The 23009-nt window shown below is 67.2% G+C and carries 24 protein-coding genes and 1 pseudogene; 15 read left to right on the top strand and 10 right to left on the bottom strand.

Annotated elements, in window-relative coordinates; translation table 11 throughout:
• Window positions 1–15 precede the first annotated feature (15 nt).
• The 3 genes from ACYVDG_RS25215 to ACYVDG_RS25205 form a co-directional block, all read right to left on the bottom strand.
• A complete protein-coding gene (locus ACYVDG_RS25215) occupies window positions 16–423 on the bottom strand; it encodes a M23 family metallopeptidase (RefSeq protein ID WP_460758562.1) in 408 nt (135 codons plus the stop codon).
• Window positions 420–1553: an RNA-guided endonuclease InsQ/TnpB family protein gene (locus tag ACYVDG_RS25210; RefSeq protein WP_460758560.1), complete on the bottom strand. Its 1134-nt coding sequence runs from the start codon at window positions 1551–1553 to the stop codon at window positions 420–422. The genes ACYVDG_RS25215 and ACYVDG_RS25210 overlap by 4 nt, the downstream gene beginning before the upstream one ends.
• 84 nt (window positions 1554–1637) lie before the next feature.
• Window positions 1638–1973, bottom strand: coding sequence for a hypothetical protein (locus ACYVDG_RS25205; RefSeq protein ID WP_460758557.1), 336 nt, complete (start codon window positions 1971–1973; stop codon window positions 1638–1640).
• Window positions 1974–2521: 548 nt separating this feature from the next.
• On the opposite strand from ACYVDG_RS25205, the gene ACYVDG_RS25200 reads away from it, so the two are divergent.
• Entirely contained in the window at window positions 2522–3202 is a 681-nt protein-coding gene (locus tag ACYVDG_RS25200; protein WP_460758555.1) for a glycoside hydrolase family 11 protein, read from the top strand.
• Window positions 3203–3382: 180 nt separating this feature from the next.
• The gene (locus ACYVDG_RS25195; RefSeq protein ID WP_460758553.1) at window positions 3383–3811 is read left to right on the top strand and encodes a DoxX family protein; all 429 of its coding nucleotides are present in this window, start codon (window positions 3383–3385) and stop codon (window positions 3809–3811) included.
• Between the two features lie 75 nt (window positions 3812–3886).
• On the opposite strand, the gene ACYVDG_RS25190 is transcribed toward ACYVDG_RS25195, so the two are convergent.
• The 3 genes from ACYVDG_RS25190 to tnpA all read right to left on the bottom strand — a co-directional run bounded on the left by ACYVDG_RS25190 (window position 3887) and on the right by tnpA (window position 6549).
• On the bottom strand, window positions 3887–4585 hold the full coding sequence (locus ACYVDG_RS25190) for a TetR/AcrR family transcriptional regulator (protein WP_460758549.1): 699 nt from the start codon (window positions 4583–4585) through the stop codon (window positions 3887–3889).
• 103 nt (window positions 4586–4688) lie between these two features.
• On the bottom strand, window positions 4689–5921 hold the full coding sequence (locus ACYVDG_RS25185; protein ID WP_460758545.1) for an NAD(P)H-binding protein: 1233 nt from the start codon (window positions 5919–5921) through the stop codon (window positions 4689–4691).
• A gap of 199 nt (window positions 5922–6120) precedes the next feature.
• On the bottom strand, window positions 6121–6549 hold the full coding sequence (tnpA, locus tag ACYVDG_RS25180) for an IS200/IS605 family transposase (RefSeq protein ID WP_460758543.1): 429 nt from the start codon (window positions 6547–6549) through the stop codon (window positions 6121–6123).
• Window positions 6550–6572: 23 nt separating this feature from the next.
• On the opposite strand from tnpA, the pseudogene ACYVDG_RS25175 reads away from it, so the two are divergent.
• Window positions 6573–7730 (top strand): annotated as a pseudogene (locus tag ACYVDG_RS25175) (RNA-guided endonuclease InsQ/TnpB family protein).
• A gap of 110 nt (window positions 7731–7840) precedes the next feature.
• Here the strand turns inward: ACYVDG_RS25175 and ACYVDG_RS25170 are convergent.
• On the bottom strand, window positions 7841–8644 hold the full coding sequence (locus ACYVDG_RS25170; RefSeq protein ID WP_460758541.1) for an SAM-dependent methyltransferase: 804 nt from the start codon (window positions 8642–8644) through the stop codon (window positions 7841–7843).
• Between the two features lie 187 nt (window positions 8645–8831).
• Here ACYVDG_RS25170 and ACYVDG_RS25165 point away from each other — a divergent pair, with 187 nt between their 5' ends.
• The 7 genes from ACYVDG_RS25165 (at window position 8832) to ACYVDG_RS25135 (ending at window position 15284) form a co-directional block, all read left to right on the top strand.
• Window positions 8832–9536, top strand: coding sequence for a GntR family transcriptional regulator (locus ACYVDG_RS25165; protein WP_460758539.1), 705 nt, complete (start codon window positions 8832–8834; stop codon window positions 9534–9536).
• Window positions 9537–9558: 22 nt separating this feature from the next.
• Window positions 9559–10647 (top strand): ABC transporter substrate-binding protein, encoded by a 1089-nt coding sequence (locus ACYVDG_RS25160; RefSeq protein ID WP_460758537.1) that lies wholly within the window; start codon window positions 9559–9561, stop codon window positions 10645–10647.
• 1 nt (window position 10648) lies between these two features.
• Window positions 10649–11818: an ABC transporter ATP-binding protein gene (locus ACYVDG_RS25155; RefSeq protein WP_460758535.1), complete on the top strand. Its 1170-nt coding sequence runs from the start codon at window positions 10649–10651 to the stop codon at window positions 11816–11818.
• Between the two features lie 173 nt (window positions 11819–11991).
• Window positions 11992–12666, top strand: coding sequence for an RraA family protein (locus ACYVDG_RS25150; protein WP_460758532.1), 675 nt, complete (start codon window positions 11992–11994; stop codon window positions 12664–12666).
• A gap of 10 nt (window positions 12667–12676) precedes the next feature.
• Window positions 12677–13564, top strand: a complete 888-nt coding sequence (locus ACYVDG_RS25145; protein ID WP_460758529.1) for an ABC transporter permease — start codon at window positions 12677–12679, stop codon at window positions 13562–13564.
• Window positions 13565–13672: 108 nt separating this feature from the next.
• Window positions 13673–14440, top strand: coding sequence for an ABC transporter permease (locus ACYVDG_RS25140; RefSeq protein WP_460758526.1), 768 nt, complete (start codon window positions 13673–13675; stop codon window positions 14438–14440).
• 28 nt (window positions 14441–14468) lie between these two features.
• A complete protein-coding gene (locus ACYVDG_RS25135) occupies window positions 14469–15284 on the top strand; it encodes a carbon-nitrogen hydrolase family protein (RefSeq protein ID WP_460758523.1) in 816 nt (271 codons plus the stop codon).
• A gap of 90 nt (window positions 15285–15374) precedes the next feature.
• Here the strand turns inward: ACYVDG_RS25135 and ACYVDG_RS25130 are convergent, their stop codons facing one another.
• The 3 genes from ACYVDG_RS25130 to ACYVDG_RS25120 form a co-directional block, all read right to left on the bottom strand.
• Complete coding sequence (locus ACYVDG_RS25130; RefSeq protein ID WP_460758520.1) at window positions 15375–16277, bottom strand: carboxymuconolactone decarboxylase family protein; 903 nt, start codon at window positions 16275–16277, stop codon at window positions 15375–15377.
• A gap of 34 nt (window positions 16278–16311) precedes the next feature.
• Window positions 16312–16950: a TetR/AcrR family transcriptional regulator gene (locus ACYVDG_RS25125; RefSeq protein ID WP_460758515.1), complete on the bottom strand. Its 639-nt coding sequence runs from the start codon at window positions 16948–16950 to the stop codon at window positions 16312–16314.
• A 296-nt stretch (window positions 16951–17246) separates the two neighbouring features.
• Window positions 17247–17630 carry a VOC family protein gene (locus tag ACYVDG_RS25120; protein ID WP_460758512.1) on the bottom strand — a complete coding sequence of 128 codons (384 nt, stop codon included), beginning with the start codon at window positions 17628–17630 and terminating at the stop codon, window positions 17247–17249.
• A 364-nt stretch (window positions 17631–17994) separates the two neighbouring features.
• Between ACYVDG_RS25120 and ACYVDG_RS25115 the strand changes: the two genes are divergently transcribed.
• The 5 genes from ACYVDG_RS25115 to ACYVDG_RS25095 are packed head-to-tail and all read left to right on the top strand — an operon-like array spanning window position 17995 to window position 22643.
• Window positions 17995–18261, top strand: coding sequence for a hypothetical protein (locus tag ACYVDG_RS25115; protein ID WP_460758507.1), 267 nt, complete (start codon window positions 17995–17997; stop codon window positions 18259–18261).
• A gap of 15 nt (window positions 18262–18276) precedes the next feature.
• Window positions 18277–18981, top strand: coding sequence for a sodium:solute symporter family transporter (locus tag ACYVDG_RS25110; RefSeq protein ID WP_460758503.1), 705 nt, complete (start codon window positions 18277–18279; stop codon window positions 18979–18981).
• Complete coding sequence (locus ACYVDG_RS25105; RefSeq protein WP_460758500.1) at window positions 18909–19820, top strand: sodium:solute symporter family protein; 912 nt, start codon at window positions 18909–18911, stop codon at window positions 19818–19820. Before ACYVDG_RS25110 ends, ACYVDG_RS25105 begins: the two co-directional genes overlap by 73 nt.
• On the top strand, window positions 19817–21136 hold the full coding sequence (locus ACYVDG_RS25100) for a M20 family metallo-hydrolase (RefSeq protein ID WP_460758496.1): 1320 nt from the start codon (window positions 19817–19819) through the stop codon (window positions 21134–21136). Before ACYVDG_RS25105 ends, ACYVDG_RS25100 begins: the two co-directional genes overlap by 4 nt.
• A 25-nt stretch (window positions 21137–21161) precedes the next feature.
• On the top strand, window positions 21162–22643 hold the full coding sequence (locus ACYVDG_RS25095; protein WP_460758493.1) for an amidase: 1482 nt from the start codon (window positions 21162–21164) through the stop codon (window positions 22641–22643).
• The last annotated feature ends 366 nt before the right edge of the window (window positions 22644–23009 follow it).

The raw sequence follows: 23009 nt of genomic DNA, 5'->3' as shown, positions 1-23009 counted from the left end.
AGCGCAGGATAGAGATCAGCAACTGGTGCTGCTGGTGACCGTGGTGTCCCCGTAGTAGGCGATCTCCAGACCGTTGAGCACCGCGCGGACCACGGTGCCGTCGACGATCTGCTCGTAGTGCAGGTGGGGCCCGGTCGAGCCACCGGTACTGCCGACGGTGCCGATGACGGTTCCGGTACTCACGGAGTCACCGACCGAGACCGACTGGGTCTGCGAGTGGGCGTAGAGGGTGGAGACCCCGCTGCCGTGGTCGATGACGATGTACCTGCCTTGACGTCCTCCTCGGGGGGGAACCCCGAGGATTCCTACAGCCTCGCGGCCATAGGCGCGGTGCGCCTCGCGGCGTCCGCTGGTTCCTGTTTCGCGGGCCGGTGCCCCACCCGAAAGGGTGGTGGTCTCACCCAGCCTCCGCAGGCGTTTCAACTCTCCGCTTCCCGCCCTCGGGCGAGTTTCCGTCCAGCGGCGAGCACGACCCGGGACGCGTTCACATCCCGATCGTGTTCGGTGTCGCACCCGGAACAGGTCCACGTGCGCACATGCAGTGGTTTGGGTCCGTCCACCACCCAGCAGACATGGCACGTCTGGGAGGAGGCCAGGAACCGGCCCACCCTGGCGAAGGTGCGCCCATACCTGGTCGCTTTGTACTCCAGCATGTGCACGAACGCCGACCACCCGGCGTCGTGCACGCTCTTAGCCTGCCGGGTGCGCCCGAGCCCCTTCACACACAGGTCCTCCACGTACACCGCTTGGTTCTCGCGAATGATGCGTGTGGACAACTGGTGGTGGAACTCGCGGCGCTCATCGGCGACCCTGGTGTGGCCGCGGGCGACCTGCACCCGTGCCTTGGCCCGGTTGGCCGATCCCTTCTGTTTGCGGGACAGGTTCCGCTGGGCCTTCTTCAGCTTCTTCTCGGCCCGGCGCAGGAACCGGGGGTTGTCGATCTTGGTGCCGTCCGACAGGACAGCGAAGTGGCCCAGCCCCAGATCGATGCCAACATCGTCTGTGGTTTCGGGCCAAGGTTTGTCGTCGGTCTCGACCACGAACGAGGCGAAGTACCGGCCTGCGGAGTCCTTGATGAGGGTCACCGTGGCGGGGGCCGAGGGCAGGGCGCGCGACCACTTCACCTTGATCTCGCCGATCTTGGGCAGGGCGAGTTTGCCCTGGTCGGTGATCTTCCACCGGGCGTTGGCGGTGAAGCGGACCGACTGGCGGTGGTCCTTGCGGGACTTGAACCGGGGCGCACCCATCCTGGGGCGCTTGCCCGCCAGGCCGTCGAAGAAGGTGCGGCAGGCCGCGTCCAGGTCACGCAAGGACTGCTGCAGGACTACGGTGCTGACCTCGCCCAGCCAGGCGCGTTCGGCGGTCTTCTTGGCCTCGGTGATCACTAGTTTGGACAGCTCGCCGCTCTTGGGGCAGGCCTGGCCCTGGGCGCGTGCGGTCTCGCGGGTGCGCAGGGCGTCGTTGTAGACCACGCGGGCGCACCCGAACGCGTGGGCCAGTGCGGTGCGCTGGCCGGCGTCCGGGTACACGCGGAAGGCATACCTGAGCTGCATGCCCGGCATCATCACACCCGCCTACGACAAAACCAGAACGCCCGCCCCTGCCGACAGACGAGCGGGTGGGAGCTCTGATTCGATTCACCCCCGGCCTGAAGGCCGGAGCACTCTCGAATAAGGCAGGTAGCTCTCGTCGCCCAAGTCCTCGACCGTGGTCACGGTCCCGGCGGCGCTGGAGCGCACGTTCTGGCCCTGCGCGTCCGAACGCTGGAAGTCGACGGCCAGCTGGGGATTGTGGTTGGTGCGGGTATTGGCGTTCCAGACCTGGCCGCAGTCGAAGGGGGTGCGCAGATTGACCGAAGCGGCCGACCGTTCGTCGGCGACCGCGCCGACCGGCGCCAGTACCGACAGGAGCAGGGCCGTGGCCAGGAGGATTCCGAGTTTCCTCAGGAGGGATGGGGGACGGGGAGGTCTCATGGGTGTCCTTTCCTCGCAAGAGCGGGGGCGCGAGAACTTCGCGGCCTGGATACCCGCAGAAGCCGCCCCGACTCGACCCCAGAGCCCCCTTTGCCCCTCCTTTCTCAGGCGTGGCGCTGTGCAGCTGAAATGCGCTCACATCAGAAGAAAAAGGAACGCGATTCCGCGGGAGACGCCATGCACCCCGCAGCGCGAGGCCGTCACCCAGCGCGGCTCCGAACCGACCGCAGGCCGAAACTTTTCGGAAGCCTGAACCGGACTAGGCCAGCTACTCTCATCGAAACCGACCTTTGTGTCACCCACTCGCGACCGGAAAGCGCGCTGAACTGCACAGCCCTTCACTTAATGGTGGTTAATTTTCCGGGAATCTTCCGGAAATTATTGACAACATGATGGGGACGCTCAACGATGGTCCTCCACGGCAACCCGCCTACCCCGCCGCGTCGCACGACACCGACCCACGGTGACCACCCCCCGGCCACCCGCGGGCTCCTGAGCGTGCCACGCCGCCTGGCCCCCACCAGGCCCCGCATGGAGGAGACAAGTCCATGGAACACACCCCCGCCCACTCCATCAGCCGCAGAACCCTCATCGGCGGCGCCAGCACGTTGGCGCTGGTCACGCCCATGCTGATGCTGCCCGGTACCGCCCACGCCCAGACCATCACCGAGAACGAGACCGGCACCCACGACGGCTTCTTCTACTCGTTCTGGACCGACGGCGGCGGCTCGGTCTCGATGACCCTGGGCTCCGGTGGCAGCTACAGCACCTCCTGGACCGACACCGGAAACTTCGTCTGCGGCAAGGGCTGGAGCACCGGCGGCCGCAGGAGCGTCAACTACTCCGGCAGCTTCAGCCCGTCCGGCAACGGCTACCTGTGCCTCTACGGATGGACGTCCGACCCGCTCGTGGAGTACTACGTCGTCGACAACTTCGGCACCTACCGTCCCGAAGGGGACGACATGGGCACGATGGAGAGCGACGGCGGTACGTACGACATGTACCGCACGATGCGCTACGACGCCCCGTCCGTCGAGGGTGAGGCGACCTTCCCCCAGTACTGGAGCGTCCGCCAGTCACCGCGCACGGGCGGCACCATCACCAGCGGCAACCACTTCGACGCGTGGACCGACGCCGGCTTGGAACTGGGCAGCTTCAGCCATTACATGATCCTCGCGACCGAGGGCTACGAAAGCAGCGGGAGCTCCGACCTGACCGTGAGCGGATAACTCCACCACGGCCGACGGCTCCCCTCCGGAGCATCTGACCCGGCACACAAAACACCTCGCCCGTGGCGCGGCGGCGCACAGCCGCCGCGCCACACGTGTGCGACAGCCCCGACCGATGATTCTCCCCGCCGCTCCGAGTCAGTCCGGGGAAACTGCCCACCCCTGTTTCAGGAGCCGACCATGACCAGGCAGCACGAGCCCCGTACCGCCACCGCTGGCCCCGGGCGGGGCCTCAACATCACCCTGTGGGTACTACAGGTCCTGCTCGCCGTGTTCTTCGCCGGTGCGAGCGCCCTGCCCAAACTGATCGCCCACCCGTCCGCGGAGCCGACCTTCGATGCGATCGGCTACGGGGACTGGTTCATGTACCTCATCGGCGCCCTGGAGCTGGCCGGTGCCATCGCCCTGCTGATCCCGCTGCTCTCCGGCTTCACCGCCCTCGCCTTCATCGCTCTGATGGTGGGCGCGTTCGTCTACGAGGTCACCGTTATCAGCGCCGGGGTCTGGTTCACCCCGGTCATCCTCATCGTCCTGTTCGCCTTCATCGCCTGGGGCCGCTGGGACCGGACCGTTACGCTCTTCAGCTGGTTGAGCGGGAGTAGTCGCTGATCCGGTGGATTCGTTCGCCTCCGAGGAGACCTGACCCCTTGTGGGGCGGGGATCGTCGTGTTTCCCCTGTGCGTGTCAACGCACCAGCCCGGTGAGGACACCGCGGATCATGCGCTCGAAGACGGCGTCGGGCTCGTCCTCCGGTTCCTGTGCCACTGCCACGGCTTCGGCCAAGTACGGGTGCCGACCGTCCGCGGCCGTCTTCGCGAGAAAGGCGGCGTGTGCGGCCTGCCGGTCGGTGGGTGAATTCCGTCGGCTGATCTCGGTCCGGGCGAACAGGGTCACCAGGCCGTTCAGCAGCCCGAAGGTCTCCAGCCGCGCCCGCTGCGACAGCGTCGTGGGGGCCATCGCCTGGAGCGCGTACTCGACGAGATCGGCACCCCTGGGGCCGATCCGGCCGGGTTCCGGGGGCAGGTCCAGCAGCCAGGGGTGGGCGAGGTGCACGGCCTTGGACCGCCGGGCGAAGCCGCTCAGGTCTGCTACCGGGTCACCGCTGAGCGGTACGGTCACGTCGATCTCCGCGGCGACGCTGTCCGCCATCAGGTCCAGGAGTTCGTCCCGGGTGGCGACGTAGCGGTAGAGGGAGGAGGGGCCCGTGCCGAGCCGCGACGCCACCTGGCGCATCGACACGGACGCCAGGCCGCCCTCGTCCGCCAGGGTGACGGCGACCTCCGTGATCTGGTCGCGGTCGCGTTCGGGCGCCGGCCCCCGCTCTCCTCGGCGGCGGCGTTCCCACACGGTCACCGGCTCGTCGGCCACAGAACCCTCCGTCACTGCCCTCCGGATACGCCACCCATCCTAATCCGGGAACAGTGGTCGCAGTATCGGTGGTCGGTACACCGGAGCGGTACTCCCGCATGGCAGCGGACAGTGACCCTCACGTGGCCTGCGGTTCGTCGAAGTAGTGCACCTCCTCGCGCACGAGGCTGCCGTCCCGCACGGTGAGGAGGCTGATCTTGGTGGTCGTGCCGCGCACACCGGTCGGCAGGTGGGTCTCGTCGAAGGTGAAGCGCAGGGCGAACTGGTTCTCGGCCAGGAACGGGCCCTCGATGTGCACGGCGTGGAACTCGTAGTCCGCCCCCAGCCTCTCGGCGTTGGCCAGGATGTCGTCGGTCCCGCGCACCTCGACGGGTGCGCCGCCGGTCTCGAGCGGTGCCACCCGCACCATCTCCGGCGCCATGAGGCGCAGGGCGTCCCCGATCTCCGCCTCGCCTTCGAAGGCTGCCTTGTAGCGGTAGGCGAGCTGCGCGGTCGTGAGGGGGCGGAAGTCGTCCACGTGGTTGTCCACCCATGCACGGAAGGTGCGCCCCGGGTTTCCGGTCACCTGCCGGACCCCCGGCCGGACCGGTTCGGGGGTCTCGACCAGGGTCTCCCAGTAGCGCAGTGCCACGTCGACGAAGGCCTCGTCCCCGATGGCAGCGAGGGTCTCCGCCCGGGCCTCCGCCACCGGCTGCTCCTCCCAGCGTACCGGGCGTCCGACCGCCTCCCCGATCACGCGCACCTGTTCGGCCTGGGTGAGGGCCTCGGGCCCGGTGAGATCGTAGGCGGCGCCGAGGTGTCCCCGCTCGGTCAGGACCCGCGCTGCCACCTCCCCGACGTCCCGTTCGTGGATCAGGGTGCGTCCGGCTCGGCCGTAGGGGGCCCGGACCACGCCGTCCAAGCGAATCTGGTCGGCCCACTGGAAGGCGTTGGCGGCGAGTCCGCCCACGCGCAGGAAGGTCCATTCCAGGCCGGAGGCCTGGATCAGTGCCTCGATCTGGCCCCACACGCCGTTCTCCTCGGGGGTGGCGTCGTCGGTGACCGAGAGGGAGGAGAAGTAGACGACGCGCCGCGCGTGCCGGGCGATGGCCTTCACGGCCTCGTCGGCGCCGTCGGCGGAGTACCAGGGCCAGAGGAGGAAGACGGTGTCCACGCCCTCGAGAGCGGGCTGGAGGGTTTCGGGTGCGGAGAGGTCACCGCCGAAGACCTCAACCCCGGCGGGTGCGTTCGCGGTCTCGGGGGTGCGGGTGAGGACGCGGACCCGGGCGCCGCTCGCGTGCAGCTCGGGGACGAGGTGGCGGCCGACGTTGCCGGTGGCTCCGGTGACCAGGATCGTGTCTTGCCGTGTCATGGTGTGCTCCGTCCGAGACGTGGTCGTCCGGCACCGGTGCTGTGTGCCGGGTGGCCCACCAGCATGTGACCTAAACATTAGTTGAGGTCAACTCTTTCAACGTGATCTAGCCAGGAATCCCGGCCCTTCAGGGCTCGGGAGGAATAGCTTCTCTGGATAGGGGTGACCCGTACCGAAGAACGGGTCTGCACTGTTGATCTCAGCCGGGGCGCTTCTGGTTCTCGATGTACTCCTTCACCACGGCGATTGGTGCGCCACCTGCCGACGCAGCGAAGTAGGAGGGGGACCAGAAGTGTCCGCCCCACAGGTACCGCTTGATGTGGTCGGCGTACTCCTTGCGCAGGTAGTGGGCGGAGACGCCCTTGAGCGAGCCGACCAGCGTCGACAGCTTGACCTGCGGCGGGTAATCGATGAGCAGGTGGACGTGATCGCGCTCGCCGTTGAACTCGCGCAGCTCCACGTTCGCCTTGGCGCACACCTGTCTCATGATCTCCTCGCAGCGGGTCAGGATCTCGTCGGTGAAGACTCCGCGCCGGGACTTCGGGACGAAGACAAGATGCGCATGGAGGGTGAAGACGACGCTACGACCCCTGCGAATATCAGGGTTTGGTTCCCATCGAGGTGACATGGACACGATGCTAAAGTGCTCGTATGAAGATCGTCGTGCAGGTTCGCTTGATGCCGACACCCGAGGTGGCGTCGGCTCTTGAGCGCACCCTGTACACGGCGAACGAGGCCGCGAACTGGTTGTCCGGACAAGCACATGAGCGAGGCGAGTTCTCCCGCAAGGCGTTGCAGGGCTTGGCCTACCGCGACCTGAAAGAGCGGGGCCTGTCGGCTCAGCCCGCGCTGCATGTGCTGCGCAAGGTCGCCGACGCGTACTCGACGCTCAAGGCGAACATCCGGGCCGGAAACCTCGGCAAGCCGGGCTCGAAGCGGCGTAGGAAGGTCGAGGCGAAACCGATCGCCTTCCGCCCGCACGCGGCCCAACCGTATGACGACCGGTGCCTCTCCTGGCAGGTGGACGAACAGACCGTCAGTATGTGGACCACATCCGGGCGCATCCGGGGCGTGCGGTTCTCCTGCTCCGAGCAGGCCCGCAAGATCCTCGCCGAGTACCGCAAGGGCGAGTCTGACCTCGTCCACCGTGACGGTATGTGGCTTCTGATTGCCACCTGCGAGGTTCCCGAAGCCGAGCCCTACGAGCCGGATGGCTTTATCGGCGTGGACCTTGGGATCGCGAACATCGCCACCACGTCCACCGGCTACCGGGCCGCCGGGCGCGGCCTGAACCGGCACCGCAAGCGGCAGCTCGACCTACGGGCCAAGCTCCAGAAGAAGCGGACCAAGAGCGCGAAGCGGCGCCTGAAAGCCCGCGCCCGCAAAGAGGCGCGGCACGCCGCGAACGTCAACCACATCGTCTCGAAGAAGATCGTGACCGAGGCAGAACGCACCTCGAAGGGTGTTGCCCTGGAAGACCTGGGCGGCATCCGGCAGAGGGTACGGCTGAAGAAGCCCCAACGGGTCACGCTCCACTCCTAGGCCTTCGCCCAGCTCGGCCGGTTCCTTGAGTACAAGGCCCGTCGCGCCGGCGTTCGGCTGGTGTACGTCGATCCGGCGTACACCAGCCAGGAATGCGCCCAGTGCCACCACATCGAGAAGGCCAACCGGGTCGACCAGGCCCGTTTTATCTGCCGGGGGTGCGGGGTCGTTGCCCACGCAGACCGGAACGCTTCCCAGGTGATCGCCCGCCGAGGCGAGAGCGTGAGGGACGCGGGGCGTGAGTCACGCGCCTCTGGCACCCCATAGCGGTGTGCCTGGACGGCGGAGCCAACCCAGCAGCCAGTTGGGCGTTACCTCCAAGCCTGGCCCTTTAGGGCTCGGGTGAAGTTGACCGATGAGCCTCCCGGATGACGGGGCTATGGCTTGCGGGCCACCGCGCACAGCTCGGCGATGTCGCGGACAGCGCCCACGTCCACGGGCTCCGGGCGCCAGCGGGTGCAGGCCACGATGCCCGGCTCGACCGGCTCCAGACCGTCGAAGAACGCCCGGATCTCCTCCGGGGCACGCAGGTTGTGGGGCAGCGGAGCATTCTCGTTGTACTGCCGGTGCGCTTCGACGGAGGACTCGTCGGTGTCGGTGCCGTCGGCCAGCACGAGATAACTGCCGGACGGCAGCGCGGCCATGAACTCGGTGACGATCCGGCGCGCGGACTCGTGGTCGGGCAGGTGCCCCAGGATCCCCATCAAGATCAGCGCCACCGGCCGACCGAAGTCCAGTGTCCGCCGGGCCTCCGCCAGCACCCGCTGAGGGTCGCGGAGGTCGGCGTCCACGTAGTCGGTCACGCCCTCAGAGGTACTGGTCAGCAGAGCGCGCGCGTGCGTGAGCACCAAGGGGTCGTTGTCCACGTACACCACGCGCGCGTCGGGCGCCACCCGCTGGGCCACCTCGTGCGTGTTGTCGGCGGTGGGCAGGCCCGTGCCGACGTCGAGGAACTGCCGGATGCCCGCCTCCCCCGCGAGGTGGGTGATGGCGCGCCCCAGGAAGGCCCGCTGGAGGCGGGCGATCTCGACGATGCCGGGGAAGACCTCTTTGACCTGGTCCCCCACCGCTCGGTCGGCCGGATAGTTGTCCTTGCCGCCAAGCCAGTAGTTCCACACCCGCGCGGAGTGGGGGACCTCGGTATCGATCTCGCGGTCGGCGGAGGGATTCGTGGGGGGCATCCAGTACTCCTTGTCAGCGCTGTCCGTACGCCCGCAAGCCTAGGCCCACGGGCTTCGAAGCTCCCGCACTGTCCACCAATGGGACTCGGACACCCCCAAATCCCACGATGTGACTGTTGACACACATCAGGGTGTCGATACACACTCAATATATTCAGAGTACATCGAGGCGTAGAGGCAGGACGGCATGGCGGGTGGTTCGAGGACCAAGGCGGACTACGCCTACCGGGTACTTCGACAGATGATCGTCACCGGGAAGGTTCCGGCTGGCCAGCCCATCGAGGAATCCGAGTTCGTCGCGATCATCGAGGTCGGGCGCACACCGATCCGGGAATCACTCAAGCGCCTCGCTCAGGAGCAGTTCATCCGCTGGCCCGCCCACCGGACGCCCTACGTCAGCAGCCTGTCCCTCGAAGACGTCCACAGGCTCTACGAATCCCGCATGGTCATGGAGGTACCGGCAGCGGTGCTGGCCGCCTCACGTGCCACACCCGATCAGCACCGGATGGTCAAGGAGCGCTTCGAGGAGTTGCAGCGCGCGACGGAAGAGGGCGACGTGTACGAAAGCATCGAAGCCGACCACGCCCTGCACATCGCCATCACCCGGGGATCCAACAACAAGTTCCTCACCGAGGCCGTCGACCGGCTCAACTGCAGTTCCCTGCGCCTCTGGTACGTCGCCCACGAGCGCAGCGGCCTGGCGACCGTCGCCCAGCACCACGAGGACCTGATCAACGCGCTCTACGCGGGCGACCCGGAGAGGACCGAGCAGGCCGTGCGCCACCACATCCGCACGTCCTACGAACGCCAGATCAGCCTCCACCTGGACGGACTCTCCACGCTCCCGACGAGCAGCAGCCAACTCTCGCGCGATCTGCCCTTCGACGGGTAGGGATCAAAGGAATCCATTCGTCATGCACAAGAAGCGAACGCCGTCCTTGCCGTACGCCTGCGCGGCGACGGCGAGCCTGTCAGTACTGATCCTCTCCTCGTGCGGAACGCAGGAGGAGGTCGAGGACTCCAGCACCAGCGGCCAGATCACCGTCCTGGGCTACTCGGGCGTTGTGGAGGACAACTACACCGAGGCCGTCATCGAGCCCTTCATGGAGGAGTACCCCGACATCGAGGTGGACTACGTGCCCGGCGCCTCGGCCGCGGAAATGCTCGGCACGCTGCGCAGCGAACAGTCCAACCCCACCAACGACGTCGCCATCTTCGACATCTCCATCGCCAACACCGCGAACAACGAGGGGGTCTTCGAGGAGCTCGACCCCGAGCTGGTCCCCAACATGGAGGACATCGGAGAGTCCGAATCGGAGATCGAGGGGAACTTCGGCCCGCCGGTCACCAACGACAACCTCGTGCTCATCTACAACCAGGAGGAGCTCGACCAGGAGCCGACCTCCTGGGACGAACTCTGGAACGAGGAGTACAGCGGCGACGTGGTCATCGAGGCGGCCCCGGACCTGCAGGGCATCGGCCTCATGGTGCTCCTCAGCGAACTCGAGGGCGCCGACTACCAGGAGACCATCGACCCCGGTATCTCCCGGCTGGCCGAACTCGCGCCAGCCGTGCAGTCGTGGACCCCGAGCCCGGACGCCTACACCATGGTCAACGACGGCACGGGGAGCATCGGCATCGGTTGGAACGCGCGCGGCCAGTACTTCTCCGAGGAGCCGGACTCGAACCTGGGCGTCGTCACGCCCGAAGAGGGCAGCCTCGCCCAGACCAACTCCATCAACCTGGTGAGTGAGTCGGACTCGCCCTTGGCGGCACAGACCTTCATCGACTACGCCCTGAGCCCCGAGGCACAGCAGTCGTTCAGCGAGGCCATGTACTACGCGCCGACCAACGAAGAGGTCCAGCTGTCCGAGGAAGTGGCGGAGCGTACGGCCGAGACACCCGAGCGCGTGGAGCGGGCGATCGAGGTGGACTGGAACTACATCGCCGAGCACAACGAAGAGTGGACCGAAGTGTGGCGCCGCGAAATCCTCGGAGGCTGAGATGGGTCCATCGACCAACGGTGACACCCGCGAACAGCGCGCGGACCACCTGCGCCTGGCAGACCTGACCAAGACCTACCCCGGGCAGTCGGTCCCCGCGGTCGACAACGTGTCCCTCTCCCTGGAGCAGGGCAAGCTGCTCGCCCTGCTCGGTCCCTCCGGATGCGGCAAGACCACCATGCTCCGGATGATCGCCGGGCTCATCCAGGCCACGAGCGGCCGGGTCGAGGTCAACGGCGCCGACGTCACCGAGGTGCCGGTCCACCGCCGGGGCATGGGCATGGTCTTTCAGTCCTACGCCCTGTTCCCGCACCTGGACGTCTCCCGCAACGTGGCCTTCGGGTTGGAGATGCGCAAGATTCCCAAACCGGAGCGCTTGGAGCGCGTGCGGAACGCCTTGGACATGGTGCAGCTCGGACACCTCGGCAACCGCCGGGTCAGGGAGCTCTCCGGCGGGCAGCAGCAGCGCGTCGCCCTCGCCCGTGCCCTGGTCGTCGAACCGGCGGCGCTACTGCTGGACGAGCCGCTGTCGAACCTGGACGCCAAGCTCCGGGACGCGATGCGCAGCGAGATCCGCTCGATCGTCCACCGGTTGGGCGTGACCACCGTGTTCGTCACGCACGACCAGGACGAGGCACTCTCGATGGCCGACGTGATCGCCGTGATGAGCGAGGGCAAGGTCGAGCAGGTGGGTTCGCCCGAGCAGATCTACGAGCGGCCCGCCAACCGCTTCGTCGCCGACTTCATCGGCCGGGCCAACCTGCTGACCGGAAAGATCACCGAGCGGGCCTCGCAGACCGCCACCGTGGACGTGCCCGGTGTGGGGTCCGTTCAGGCCACGCACCCCCGGGTGTCGGGACTCACGCCCGGTCAGAGCGTCACCGTGCTCGTACGCCCGCACCACGTGACCGCGACCTCCGAACCGGCCTCGGGAGAGGGCAGCCACCTGCGCGGACGGGTCACCGACCGCTCCTACCGGGGCGAGATCCTCTCCTACACCATCGCCGTCGGCGACCGGGAGATCACTGCCGAGTCCCTGACCGGGACCGGCGGGAGCACCTTCGCGACCGGCGCCGAGGTGGACGTCGTGTGGGACCCGCTCGACGCACTGATCCTCGGCGAGGCGGCCGACGACGCCTCCCTGGGCCTCGGAGCGGCCGTCAACCACTGACGCCCCCGGCCGGGGCGCCGGGCCCGCATTACCGGCGTGTCCGGATCAGCGTGTCCGGTACCGGAACAGCTCCCCGGACACAGTCCGGCCTGGGAACGCTCAGACCTCCGCACCCGCGAATCCTGCGCGAGAACCGTTCTCGGCGCAAGTGCCACACGAAAGGAACATGCACCGTGCCCATCGTCATCAATACCTCCGCCCCTAAGCTACCGACAGGTCTGGCGGAGGCCGTAGCAGACATCGATCCGCCCACGCTGGGCCACTTCCTGGAGGAGGGCTTCTGTGACTCCCGGATCTCCCGGCAAGCCGGCAGCGGGATGCTCGTGGGGCGCGCCGTCACCGTGCGCATCACCGCCACGGACTCGACGCTCGTGCACAAGGCGACCTCGCTGCTGGGTCCGGGAGACGTGATGGTGGTGGACACCGGCGGGGACGAGCTGCACGCGCCGGTCGGCGGGGTGGTGGGCAACGCCGTGAGCGCGTCGGGAGCGCACGGCGTGGTCGTCGACGGCGTCTGCACCGACCGCGAGGCGCTCGCCGAGACCAAGCTCAAGGTCTACGCGAAGGGCACCTCCGTGCTGACCACCAAACTGCACGGCATCAACGCGGGGGGCATCAACGTACCCGTCTCCTGCGGCGGCGTCGCCGTGCGCCCCGGTGACATCGTCATCGGCGACGACAACGGTCTCATCATCGCCGATCCGGAGCAGCTGCGGTCCGTGCTCGACGCCGCCAGGTCCTCGGACGCGAATGAGCCGGAACTCCTGCGCCGCATCCACGCCGGGGAGAAGCTCCCGGCCCTGTCCGCCGCGGACGCCCTGCTCGCCAAACTCGATATCACGACCTGAGGAGCCGGTCATGGCGCTCGCCGACACCATCGAGGATGTGCGCCCAAGGCGCGCCCGCCCGCGCGCCTCCGTGCCGTTGGTGCTGCTCCTGCCCGGACTGTTCGGTCTGGCGATCTCCTTCGTCATCCCGCTGCTGTGGGTGGCCCGCATGTCCCTGAACGAGGGCGGGGCGGCCGGGGCCATCGTCGAGACCGTCACCCTGGATACCTATGTCGCCGCGCTGACCGACAGCTTCACGTGGCAGGTCACGTTCAACACCCTGTACATGGGTGTCCTCGTCACCGTGCTGACCCTGGTCCTCGCCTATCCCGTGGCCCTGTTCCTGGTCAGGACACCGTCGAGGTTCCGCGGGCTGCTGCTGGCCCTGGCCGTCGCGCCCCTGCTGACCAGTCAGGTGGTCCGGACCTACGGGTGGATGGTGCTCCTGGGCAACGACGGGGTGGTGAACCAGTTCCTTCTGGGAACCGGCCTGACGAATACGCACCTGCAACTGTCGAACAACTTCACGGGTGTGGTGATCGCGCTGGTGGAGATCCTGATGCCCTACGCCATCCTGGTCATGGTCGCGGGCTTCGGCAGTATCTCCGTGGACCTGGAGCAGGCTGCCGGGTCTCTCGGAGCGAACCGCTGGCAGACCTTCTGGCGGATCACGTTCCCGCTGTCGCTGCCCGCGGTCCTCACCGCCGGGCTCCTGGTTTTCGTGCTGGCCATCAGCTCGTTCGTCACACCCTCGCTCATGGGCGGAGGACGGGTCTTCGTGCTGGCGACCGAGATCTACTCCCACGCCATGCAGACGCTCAACTGGCCGATGGCGGCGGCCATGTCCATGATCCTTCTGGCGGTGTTCTCGCTGCTGACCAGCATCTACCTTCGCGTAGTCCGGCGCTTCGAGCACTGAGGGAGCAGGTGAAGACACATGTCGGATACCGCGATCACACCCGATCGCCCCAGAGAACGAGCCGTCCCACCGAGGCCCCGGCGGGTTCCCCTGTGGATCCCCCGCACCGTGTGGCGAGCGGTCATCTTCCTGCTGTACCTGTTCCTCCTCGCGCCGGTGATCGTCGTCTTCGTCATCTCCTTCGACACCCAGACCTATCTCGGGTTCCCACCGGAGGGGTTCACGCTCGAGTGGTACGCGGCGCTGGCGGACAACCAGAACTTCATGCGGGGGCTGCAGGTCAGCCTCATCGTGGGCGCTTGCACCGCGCTGGTCGCGACCCTGATCGGGGTACCCGCGTCACTCGCGCTGGCGCGCCACCGGTTCCGCGGGAACAACCTGGTCTCCGGCCTCTTCCTGGCACCACTCCTGGTTCCGACGGTCGTCCTGGGCCTGGCGCTCCTCCTCGCGCTGACGCCGTTCGGCCTCACCGGGAGCTATCCGGGGCTGGTGATCGCCCACCTAGCCATCACGATCCCCTACGTCATCCGGACCACGATGATCGCGCTCTCCTCAGCGGACATGTCGTGTGAGGAGGCGGCCAGGGTCCTGGGAGCGGACTCGTGGACGACCTTCCGCAGGATCACGCTCCCCTTGGCCGCGCCGGGGATCCTCGCGGGAGCGGCGATCGCCTTCATCATCTCCTTCGACGAGGCGGTGATCGCGCTGTTCGTCGTGGGTCCGGAGGCGACCACGCTGCCGGTGGAGATCTTCCGGTACGTGGAGCAGCGGACGGACCCCCAGATCGCCGCGATCTCCGTGGTCGTCATCTGTATCTCCATCGTCTTCGTCGTCCTCATCGAGCGCCTTCTCGGGCTCAAGAGAGCCCTGCGCTGAAGCCAGCCAACCCACCGGGAGAATCGTCATGATCGTCACCGTCGGACAGTTCAACGCGACCACGGACAAGGCAGCCAACATCAGCGCGGCCACCGACCTGATCGAGCAGGCCGCTCAGCAGGGGTCATCCCTGGTCGTGCTACCCGAGAACGCGATGTGGTCCGATCCCGACATCGACGCCGACGCCGAAGGAGCGGCGGAGAGCATCGACGGTCCCTTCGCGACAGCGATCGCACGACAGGCCAGAGCGAGCGGCATCACGGTCGTCGTCGGCATGACGGAGGCCCAGGGCGCTGCCGGGGGGCGGCCTTCGAACACCGTCTTCGTCGTCGACCCGCACGGCTCCCTCCAGGGCGCCTACCACAAGGTCCACCTCTACGACGCCTTCGGTTACCGGGAGTCGGACCGGATCAGGGCACACACCCCGGAGGCGGTGACGTTCACCCTGGGCGGGGTCACCTTCGGGGTCATGACCTGCTACGACGTCCGCTTCCCCGAGATGGCCCGCTTCCTGGTCGACGCCGGCGCGCAGGCGCTGATCGTCCCGGCGGCGTGGGCCGTGGGGCCCGCCAAGGAGGACCACTGGACGACGCTCACCCGTGCCCGGGCGATCGAGAACACCGTCTACGTCCTGGCCAGCGGCCAGACCGGGCCCACCTGCACCGGCCGGAGCGCCGTCATCGACCCGATGGGCCACCTTGTGGCCTCCGCCGGTGAGAGCCCCGGTGTGGTGTCCGCGGTCCTGCACCCGGAGCGCGTCAAGGAGGTCCGGGCCAAGAACCCGAGTCTGGCCAACCGGAAGTTCTCCGTCGGCTACGGCTCCGCCGTTCCAGCCGCCGGGTGAACTCCCCCCGGGGAGGGCCGGGGGCTCGCACGGATCGGTCGGACACAGGCCATTCGGTGGGAGTGCTTGTCACATGTTTCCACCAGTCGGTCAGGCGGCCCGGGTACCGGAGAACGAGAAGGTCAAACCGGCAGCGGTGACCGAGCCCGTGACGGTGTCGCCGTCGATCATTCCCTGGACACTGATCTCCACCCGTGCCGGCTCGGTCAGCTCGGCCGTACAGGTGAGTTGGTTGCCTTCGACGGTGCCGCCCGTAATCGGAACGGTGACCCCCACCTGGTTGTCGAGGATGGAGCCGGCCACGGTACCTCCCGTGGTGTCGAGGGTGAGGACGAGTTCCCTGTTCCCCGCCGGGTGGGCGAAGGTGATGTTCCAGGTCCCGTCCGGACCGGTCTTGCCACTGTTGACGTGTGCGGCGGGCACCTCGTGCGCGATCGGCGGGCGCGTCGTTTCTGCCCGCTCACCCAGACCGGGCTGGTCGGCTTTCACCGCCACACCGGCGGAGTTGAGGAAACCCGCCATCATCCGGTAATAGCCGACCAGGAACAGCAGTTCGATGACCTCGGGATCATCGTGGGTGGCGGACAGGTCGGCCCACGTCCTGTCGGAGACGAACACGTCGTCGCAGATCTCGTCGACGGCGCGCAGTACTGCGTCATCGGCCGGAGCCCAGCGCGCCGCGGAGTCGGAGAGGGCGTCGACCTCGGCTTCGCTGGCGCCCGCGCCCAACGCGGCGGGAAGGTGGTTGGCCCACTCGTAGGGAGCGTCGCACCGCAGGGCGACCCGGAGGATCACCAGCTCTCGGAGGCGCGCGGGCAACTTACCCTGGGCCAGCAGAAAACCGCCGAGGGCGGAGGAGGCCTGCATCAGCTCCGGCGTACGGGCCAGCACCTGAATGACGGTGTCGGCTCCCAGCCTCGCGAGGCGGCGCTGTTCGGCGTCCATCTCGTCGAGCGCGAGTGGCGGGATACGGGGACTCGTGGCGTGTGGCATGGCGGTTCCTTTCGGTAAGACCGCGGCTGAGGCCTCAGGTGTCGGTGGTCGGCCGGTCACGCACTTGGGGCTCGCGGCCCCGCGGGCGGAACCGCGTCTCACGCAGCACGGCCAGGAAGTGCTGCTCGGCCTGGCGAACCGTGCTGCCTTCGGGGTGGGTGGTCAGGTGGAGTGCGACGGCCCCGGTGAGGATCTGGCGGACGATCTCCAGGTCGGTGTCGTCGGGGAACCGTCCGTGTTCCTTCTCCCGCTTCAGGACCGAGCGGATCATCGCGTTGCGCGGCTCGGTGCTGAGCTTGTGGAACGTCTCGACGAACTCCGGGTGGTCGCGGATCGCGAACATGAGGCGCACCACCAGTTGGCGTGTGCGTGCGTTCTCCGGCCCCTCGATCGCATGGGCCCACCATCGGAGCATCTCTTCGATGTCGCGGGGCTCGGGAAGCTCTTCCGGTTGGTACCGGAAAGCCCGGTGGATCGCCGCGATGAGTAGTTCCGTCTTGCCGGAGTAGCGCCGGTAGACGGTCGGGCGGGTGACCCCCGCGCGCCTGGCGACCCGATCGATGCTGACCCCGGCGATGCCGTACTCGATCATCAGGTCCGAAGCGGCCTCGAGGATGGATCGGTCGGCCTCCGAACTCCGAGGGCGGCCGGGCTGGGAAGCGTTGTGCACCATACTTGGGATTTTACAATACAGTATTGTAACTTATCAAGCACCGCTCATCGTCGGAGGCTTCTCCCCACCCCGGGGACTGCCCCTTCGGTCGGGTCAGTGCGCACCGGTCAACCGAACACCGGGCGCAGGCGCTCGGCCAGCAACCGGTAGGTGTCCAAGCGCTCGGCGTAGACCCGCGCGTTGGCGGGATCGGGGCGCACCGGGGCACCGGTGGACTGCCACTCTCTGGCGGTGCGACCGATGTCGGCGGTGGTGGCCGTATGCCATACGGGACTGGCAGGAATAATGCGTGAGTTTCAGGAATCCATAGCGGCCCGGTCGGACTCGCTGCGAAGAACGCAGAATTCGTTGCCTTCGGGGTCGGCCAGGACCACCCATCCGGAGCCATCGGGATTTCGGCAATCGGCGACAAAGGCGGCACCGATCCCCAGCAGCCGTTCCACTTCCTGCTCACGCGAGGTCTCAGGGCGCAGACACAGATGGATCCGGTTCTTGATTTCCTTGGTCTCGGGCACCCGGTTGAAGTGCAGCACCGGACCCTCCGCCAGCAGCACCTCAGTCTCCCAGTCACCCGGCTCGACCTCCGGATACAGGGGACGGCCCGTCACCCTGCTCCAGAACCGAGCCAGCTCGTAGGCATCCGCACAGTCAACCGCCACGTTCTGCAATATCGAAACCATGCCCGCTAGTCTCCCTAGCTCCTGCTCCAGCCGCCACCGAATTTCCCTCGCTGCCCTGCCACAGCCGCGTTCACCCGTGTCCTTGCAGTGCGTAAGAGAAGGACAGAAGCCGCTAACATCCTGCTAGGGTGACCTCCCCCGCTGGTCGGGGAGCATGGCGTCACACTTGCTCCGCCCCCTCCATCCTCCTGGGCGGAGTTGTAGCACCGGCACGGCACGGGTGACCTCCGGGGCCGATGCGGGCAGAACATGATATTCCGACGGGCCCATGCAGCTTTCTCGATCACCCTCTCGGCTCCGCTGATGAATTCTGCACCTCGGCCCGGCACAATCCTGGATCTGCATCCCACCGAAAGGCGCGCCCATGACCAGGAAGAGGAAAACACCGACACCCGTCACGATCACCCTGTGGAGCCTGATCATCATCGGTCTGGCTGTTCTGCAGTTCCCCGGAATCCTCTTCTACCACGACGTGACCGAACCCAGAATCCTCGGAATGCCGTTCATCTACGGGTTCAACATGGTCATCTGGGCCGCCCTCTGCGCTGTGCTCTTCGTGGCGTACAAGGTCCGCTGGGGCCTGCCCCCGACCCGAGGAACTCGAGGAGCAGGACTCTCCCGACTCCGGTGAGGAGGGTCCGAAGCCATGACCACACAGAACGTGTTGGGCGTGCTGGTGATCGCAGGCTTCCTGGTGGTCCCCCTCATCATCGGCACGCTGGCGTCACGGAAATCCACGGCCACTGCGGACGACTACTTCGTCCAGGGGCGGTCCATGGGTTCGTTCGCGGTGTTCTTCACCGTCACCGCGACCTGGTGGAGCGCCTTCGCCTTCCTCGGATCCAACGCGAGCTTCTATACCGAAGGTCCGCTGTACTGGACGGCCCTGGTGTGGAACGTCCTCTTCGGCGTCATGTTCTACTGGATCGGCAAACGCGTCTGGTTCCACGGCAAACGCGGAAACTACGTCACACCGCGGGACTTCTTCGTCGGCCTGTACGGCTCCAAGCACTTGGGCACGTTCATCGCGGTCATCCTGCTGGTCTTCACCCTCCCCCACCTGCAGATCCAGCTCACCGGCGGCGCCTACCTCATGGAGGTGGCCTCCAACGGCGTGATCCCGTTCTGGCTCGGCGCGCTGCTCTTCTACCTGGTCATCATCGTCTACGTCTGGGCGGGCGGGGTCCGGGCGATCGCCTGGACCGACGTGTTCTACGGTGTGGCGATCTTCCTCGGCCTCATCGCCGCGGGGTCTTCGTCGTCGGGGAAGTCGGCGGCATGGGCACGATGTTCGACGAGATCGAACAGGTTCAGCCGGAGCACCTCGTCCTGGGCGACGGTGTGTGGATGACGTGGGTGGCCATGTTCCTCATCACCCCGATCGGCGCGCTGATGGGGCCGCAGATGTGGACCCGGATGTACGCCACGAAGAGCGCGCGCATCTTCGACCTGATGCCGTTCCTCGTGGGCCTCATGGCCTTCGCCTACATCGGTTCGATGCTGATCGGGAACTCCGCCGTGCTGCTCGACCCCGACGTCGACGATCCCGACCACGTCCTCCCGACGGTGCTCCTGGACCACGCGCCGCTCATCCTCGCCCTCCTCGTCATCGCCGCAGGTGCGGGCGCCGCCATGTCCACCGCCAACTCCCAGGTGCACGCGATGGCGGCCAGCTACACGGTCGACTTCCACGAGCGCTACATCCAGAAGGACCTTCCGGAACGGAAACGGGTCTGGGTCGGGCGCTGGGCCATCCTCGGCTTCTCCGCCCTGGCCTACGTGATGGCGCTCTACATCCCGGGTCTGCTCGTCACCATCGGCTTGGTGGCCTTCGCGGGCCTCGCACAGGTCGTCGTTCCGACGGTCGGGGCCCTGTTCTGGAGGCGTTCCAGCGTCGTGGGCGCCACCGCGGGCCTGATCGTCGGTGTCGCCACGCTGGTGCTGTTCACCGCGCTCCCCGAGTGGGCACCCGGGCCGTTCTCCGAGGGCGGCGGCGGACTCCTGTCCCTGCTGCTGAACATCATCACCTTCGTTGCCGTCAGCCTGTTCACGAAGCCCCGCGACGAGAAGATCCTCCGGAAGGTGCTCGCCAGAAAGCGGGACTTCGACCGCGAGGAATGGGAGTCCAAGGACGACCCGGACACACTTGAACCCAGTGAGAAGCCGGACCAGCGGAGCGACCACCCATGACGGATCGAGGCAACGTGACCAACAACCCCACCAGCCACGACCTCTTCGGTTTGGACCCCGACGGGTTCCTCGCCGACTTCCACCACACCACGCGCTACGGCGCGACGGAGAACGGCGGAATCGACCGCCAGGCGGCCACCGCACCCCACGGCGCGGTACGGGACTGGTTCGAGGAGCAAGCCGTCGCGCGGGGGTTCCGTGTCCTGACCGACGGGATCGGCAATATCTTCGCGACCAAGGAATGGGTCCCCGGGGCGCCGTACGTGCTGGTCGGCTCGCACCTGGACAGCCAGCCGCGGGGAGGCCGCTTCGACGGGACCTACGGCGTCGTCGCGGCGCTGCACGCGGCCGACGCCCTCGACCGGGCCGTGAAGGACGAACGCCTGGCGCCCCGGGCCAACATCGCGGTCGTCGACTGGTTCAACGAGGAAGGGGCGCGCTTCCCGCCCTCGATCATGGGAAGCTCGGTGTTCGTGGGACTGCTGGACCTCGAGACCGCGCTGCGAACCGTGGATCCGGCCGGGGTGACTGTCTCTGAGGCGTTGGCGGAGACGCACCGGCGCGGGGGCGCCGTGGACCTGCCGCTGGCAGGCTACGCGGAGGTGCACATCGAGCAGGGCCGGCGGCTGGAGCGGGCCGGGATCCCCATCGGCGTCGTGGACCGCAGTTGGCACACCCAGAAACTGCTGGTCCGGGTCACCGGGGAGCAGTCGCACACCGGTGCCACCCTGATGTCCGACCGCAGGGACGCCCTCGTGACGGCGTCACACGTGGTCATCATGGTGGAGGAGCTCGTCGACGAATTCACACCGGAGAGCATCGTGACCTCGGTCGGCAAGTTCGACGTCGAACCGAACTCACCCATCGTGGTACCGCGCCAGGTCGACCTGGTGGTGGATATCCGCGCCGACGAGAAGGCCGACGTCACCAAGGCCCGTGCACTGCTGCTCGACCGCATGGAGCGCCTTGCGGGCAGGCGGAACGTGACGATCGACGCCGAGGACTTCGACATCCGGCCGGTCCAGCAGTTCCCGCGGGACGCGGTGGACCTGGGGCAGAAGGCGGCCCGGCAGGAGGGCGAGGAATCCGCGGTGCTTGCCACCCTGGCGGGACATGACTCGGTGGCGTTGAACCGGGTGACACCGACGGTGATGCTCTTCGTGCCGTCCGTCGACGGGGTGTCGCACTGTGAACGCGAATTCACCGACGACGCTGACCTGGTCACCGGGCTCCGGGTACTGACCAACGTCACCGCGCGCATGGTGACCGGTGACCTGTCCCGGACGGAACCCGGGGGTCGGCTGCCGCATGAATGACGGGTTCGGTGGAGAAGATACTCAGGTGCCGGTTGAGCCTCCGGTTTCAGCCGACGAAAAACTCGCCGCACTTCCCGCGACCGAGGTGCTGCAGCTGTTTCGCGCCAAGGAGCTGGCACCCAGCGAGTACCTGGACATCCTGTTGGAGCGCATTTCCGCGGACTCCCGCCACGATTTGCCGCTCAATGCCTTCATGGAGGTGTTGGACGACCAAGCCCGTCATCAGGCGCGCGCCGCGGACGACTTCTATGCCCGTGGCGGGGAGACCGGCGCCTCCGGTGGTCCGGCAGGCCACGCTCTTCCGCTCATGGGCCTGCCCGTCGCCACCAAGGAGAAGCACGCGCTGAAGGGCCGCTCCCTCAGCCAGGGAATGCTCGCTTACGCGGACGCCGTGGCCGAGGACGACCACCCCATCGTCGCGCGCATCCGCCGATCCGGTGGAATCATCCACGGCAGGACGACGTCGCCGGAGTTCTCCTGTGCGACCGTGACCCATTCCAAGATCTGGGGCGTGACCCGCAACCCGTGGGACCGCCAGCTGTCACCCGGTGGATCCTCCGGCGGTGCGGCAGCGGCCCTGGCGGCCGGTATGACGCCCCTGGCGACCGCTTCCGACATCGCGGGATCGACCCGCATCCCCGCCGCCTTCACCGGCAATGTCGGGTACAAGGGGCCCTACGGGACGGTTCCGGGTGCCGGGCCGCTGGCCGCGGACTGGTACCGCGGTGACGGCGCCATGGCGAGAAGCGTGGCCGACACCGCCCTGCTGACCGACGTCATCCGGGGGCAGCACTCCTCCGACCACAGCACTCTGCCGTCCGCGGAGATCGGGGCACTGACCGGAGAACAGGCACTCTCCGCTGTACGGGACCGCCGATTGGCCTACTCCCCCACCCTGGGCAACTACCCGGTCGAACGCGGCGTGCGAGAACAGGTCGACCACGTTGTCAGCTCCCTCGAGGCCGCCGGCGCGGACATCGTCGACGTCGACCTTCCCTGGACGACAGACCAGATCCGCGACATCAGCATGGCGCATTTCGGCCACCTGCTGGCGGAAGGGATGAGCAGTCTCCTCGCCGGTCGGGAGCACACCGCGGAGGAGTACACGCTCCGCTTTATCCGGGTGGCCCGTGAGCACGCCGAGCGCCGCACCCTGTTCGACACCATAGCGGCGGAGCACCGAATCCAGACGGAGCTGTCAGCCGCACTCCAGGGCGTCGACGCGCTGTTGACCCCGGCCTCCGCGGTCCGGGCCCTGGAGGCGGACGGGGAGTACTTGGACGGGTTGACGGTCACTGACCAGCCCGACGGGGTGGACCGCAAGCTGGAGCACTACTGGGAGGCGCACATGACCGTGCCGTTCAACATAGCCAACCGCTGTCCGGTCCTGTGTGTGCCCGCCGGTTCGGCGTCGGGTTTCCCGGTGGGAATGCAGATTGTCGGTAAGCCCTTCGAGGAAAGGGGCGTCTTCGAGATCGGCCGAGCAGTGGAAGAGCTTGCACAATGAACTGCCTTGACTGCTAACTGTCATTCTCAATCGGCCAGAATTGAACCCTGAGAATCAGAACAACACACATCCTCCTATGCTCTTGGTACCAGACCATAATTCGCCCTTCGGCATGATCCAGGACTCGGGAAATCCCTGAATCCTCAACCCTTGGTTCACCCAGATGCTTGACAGAAGCCGCATCAGCAAGCCGCTGCGCTAGGAGCTCCACCCCCTCCTTCGCATCAGGCTCAAGGCCACGTGACTGTTCAGGTCTTTGGGTGAGTTGATCGGTTCGCCTGCGAGAGGGACCCCTGGGCTGCAACGATGAACCCGTGACCTCCTCCGACCAGACCGCGCCCTCCTACGAGGAGCTCGCCGCGCTGG

It is taken from the genome of Nocardiopsis oceani (genome assembly GCF_054777395.1).
The sequence above is the reverse complement of the archived record's forward strand: the minus strand, read 5'-3'. Positions and strand labels throughout refer to the sequence as shown.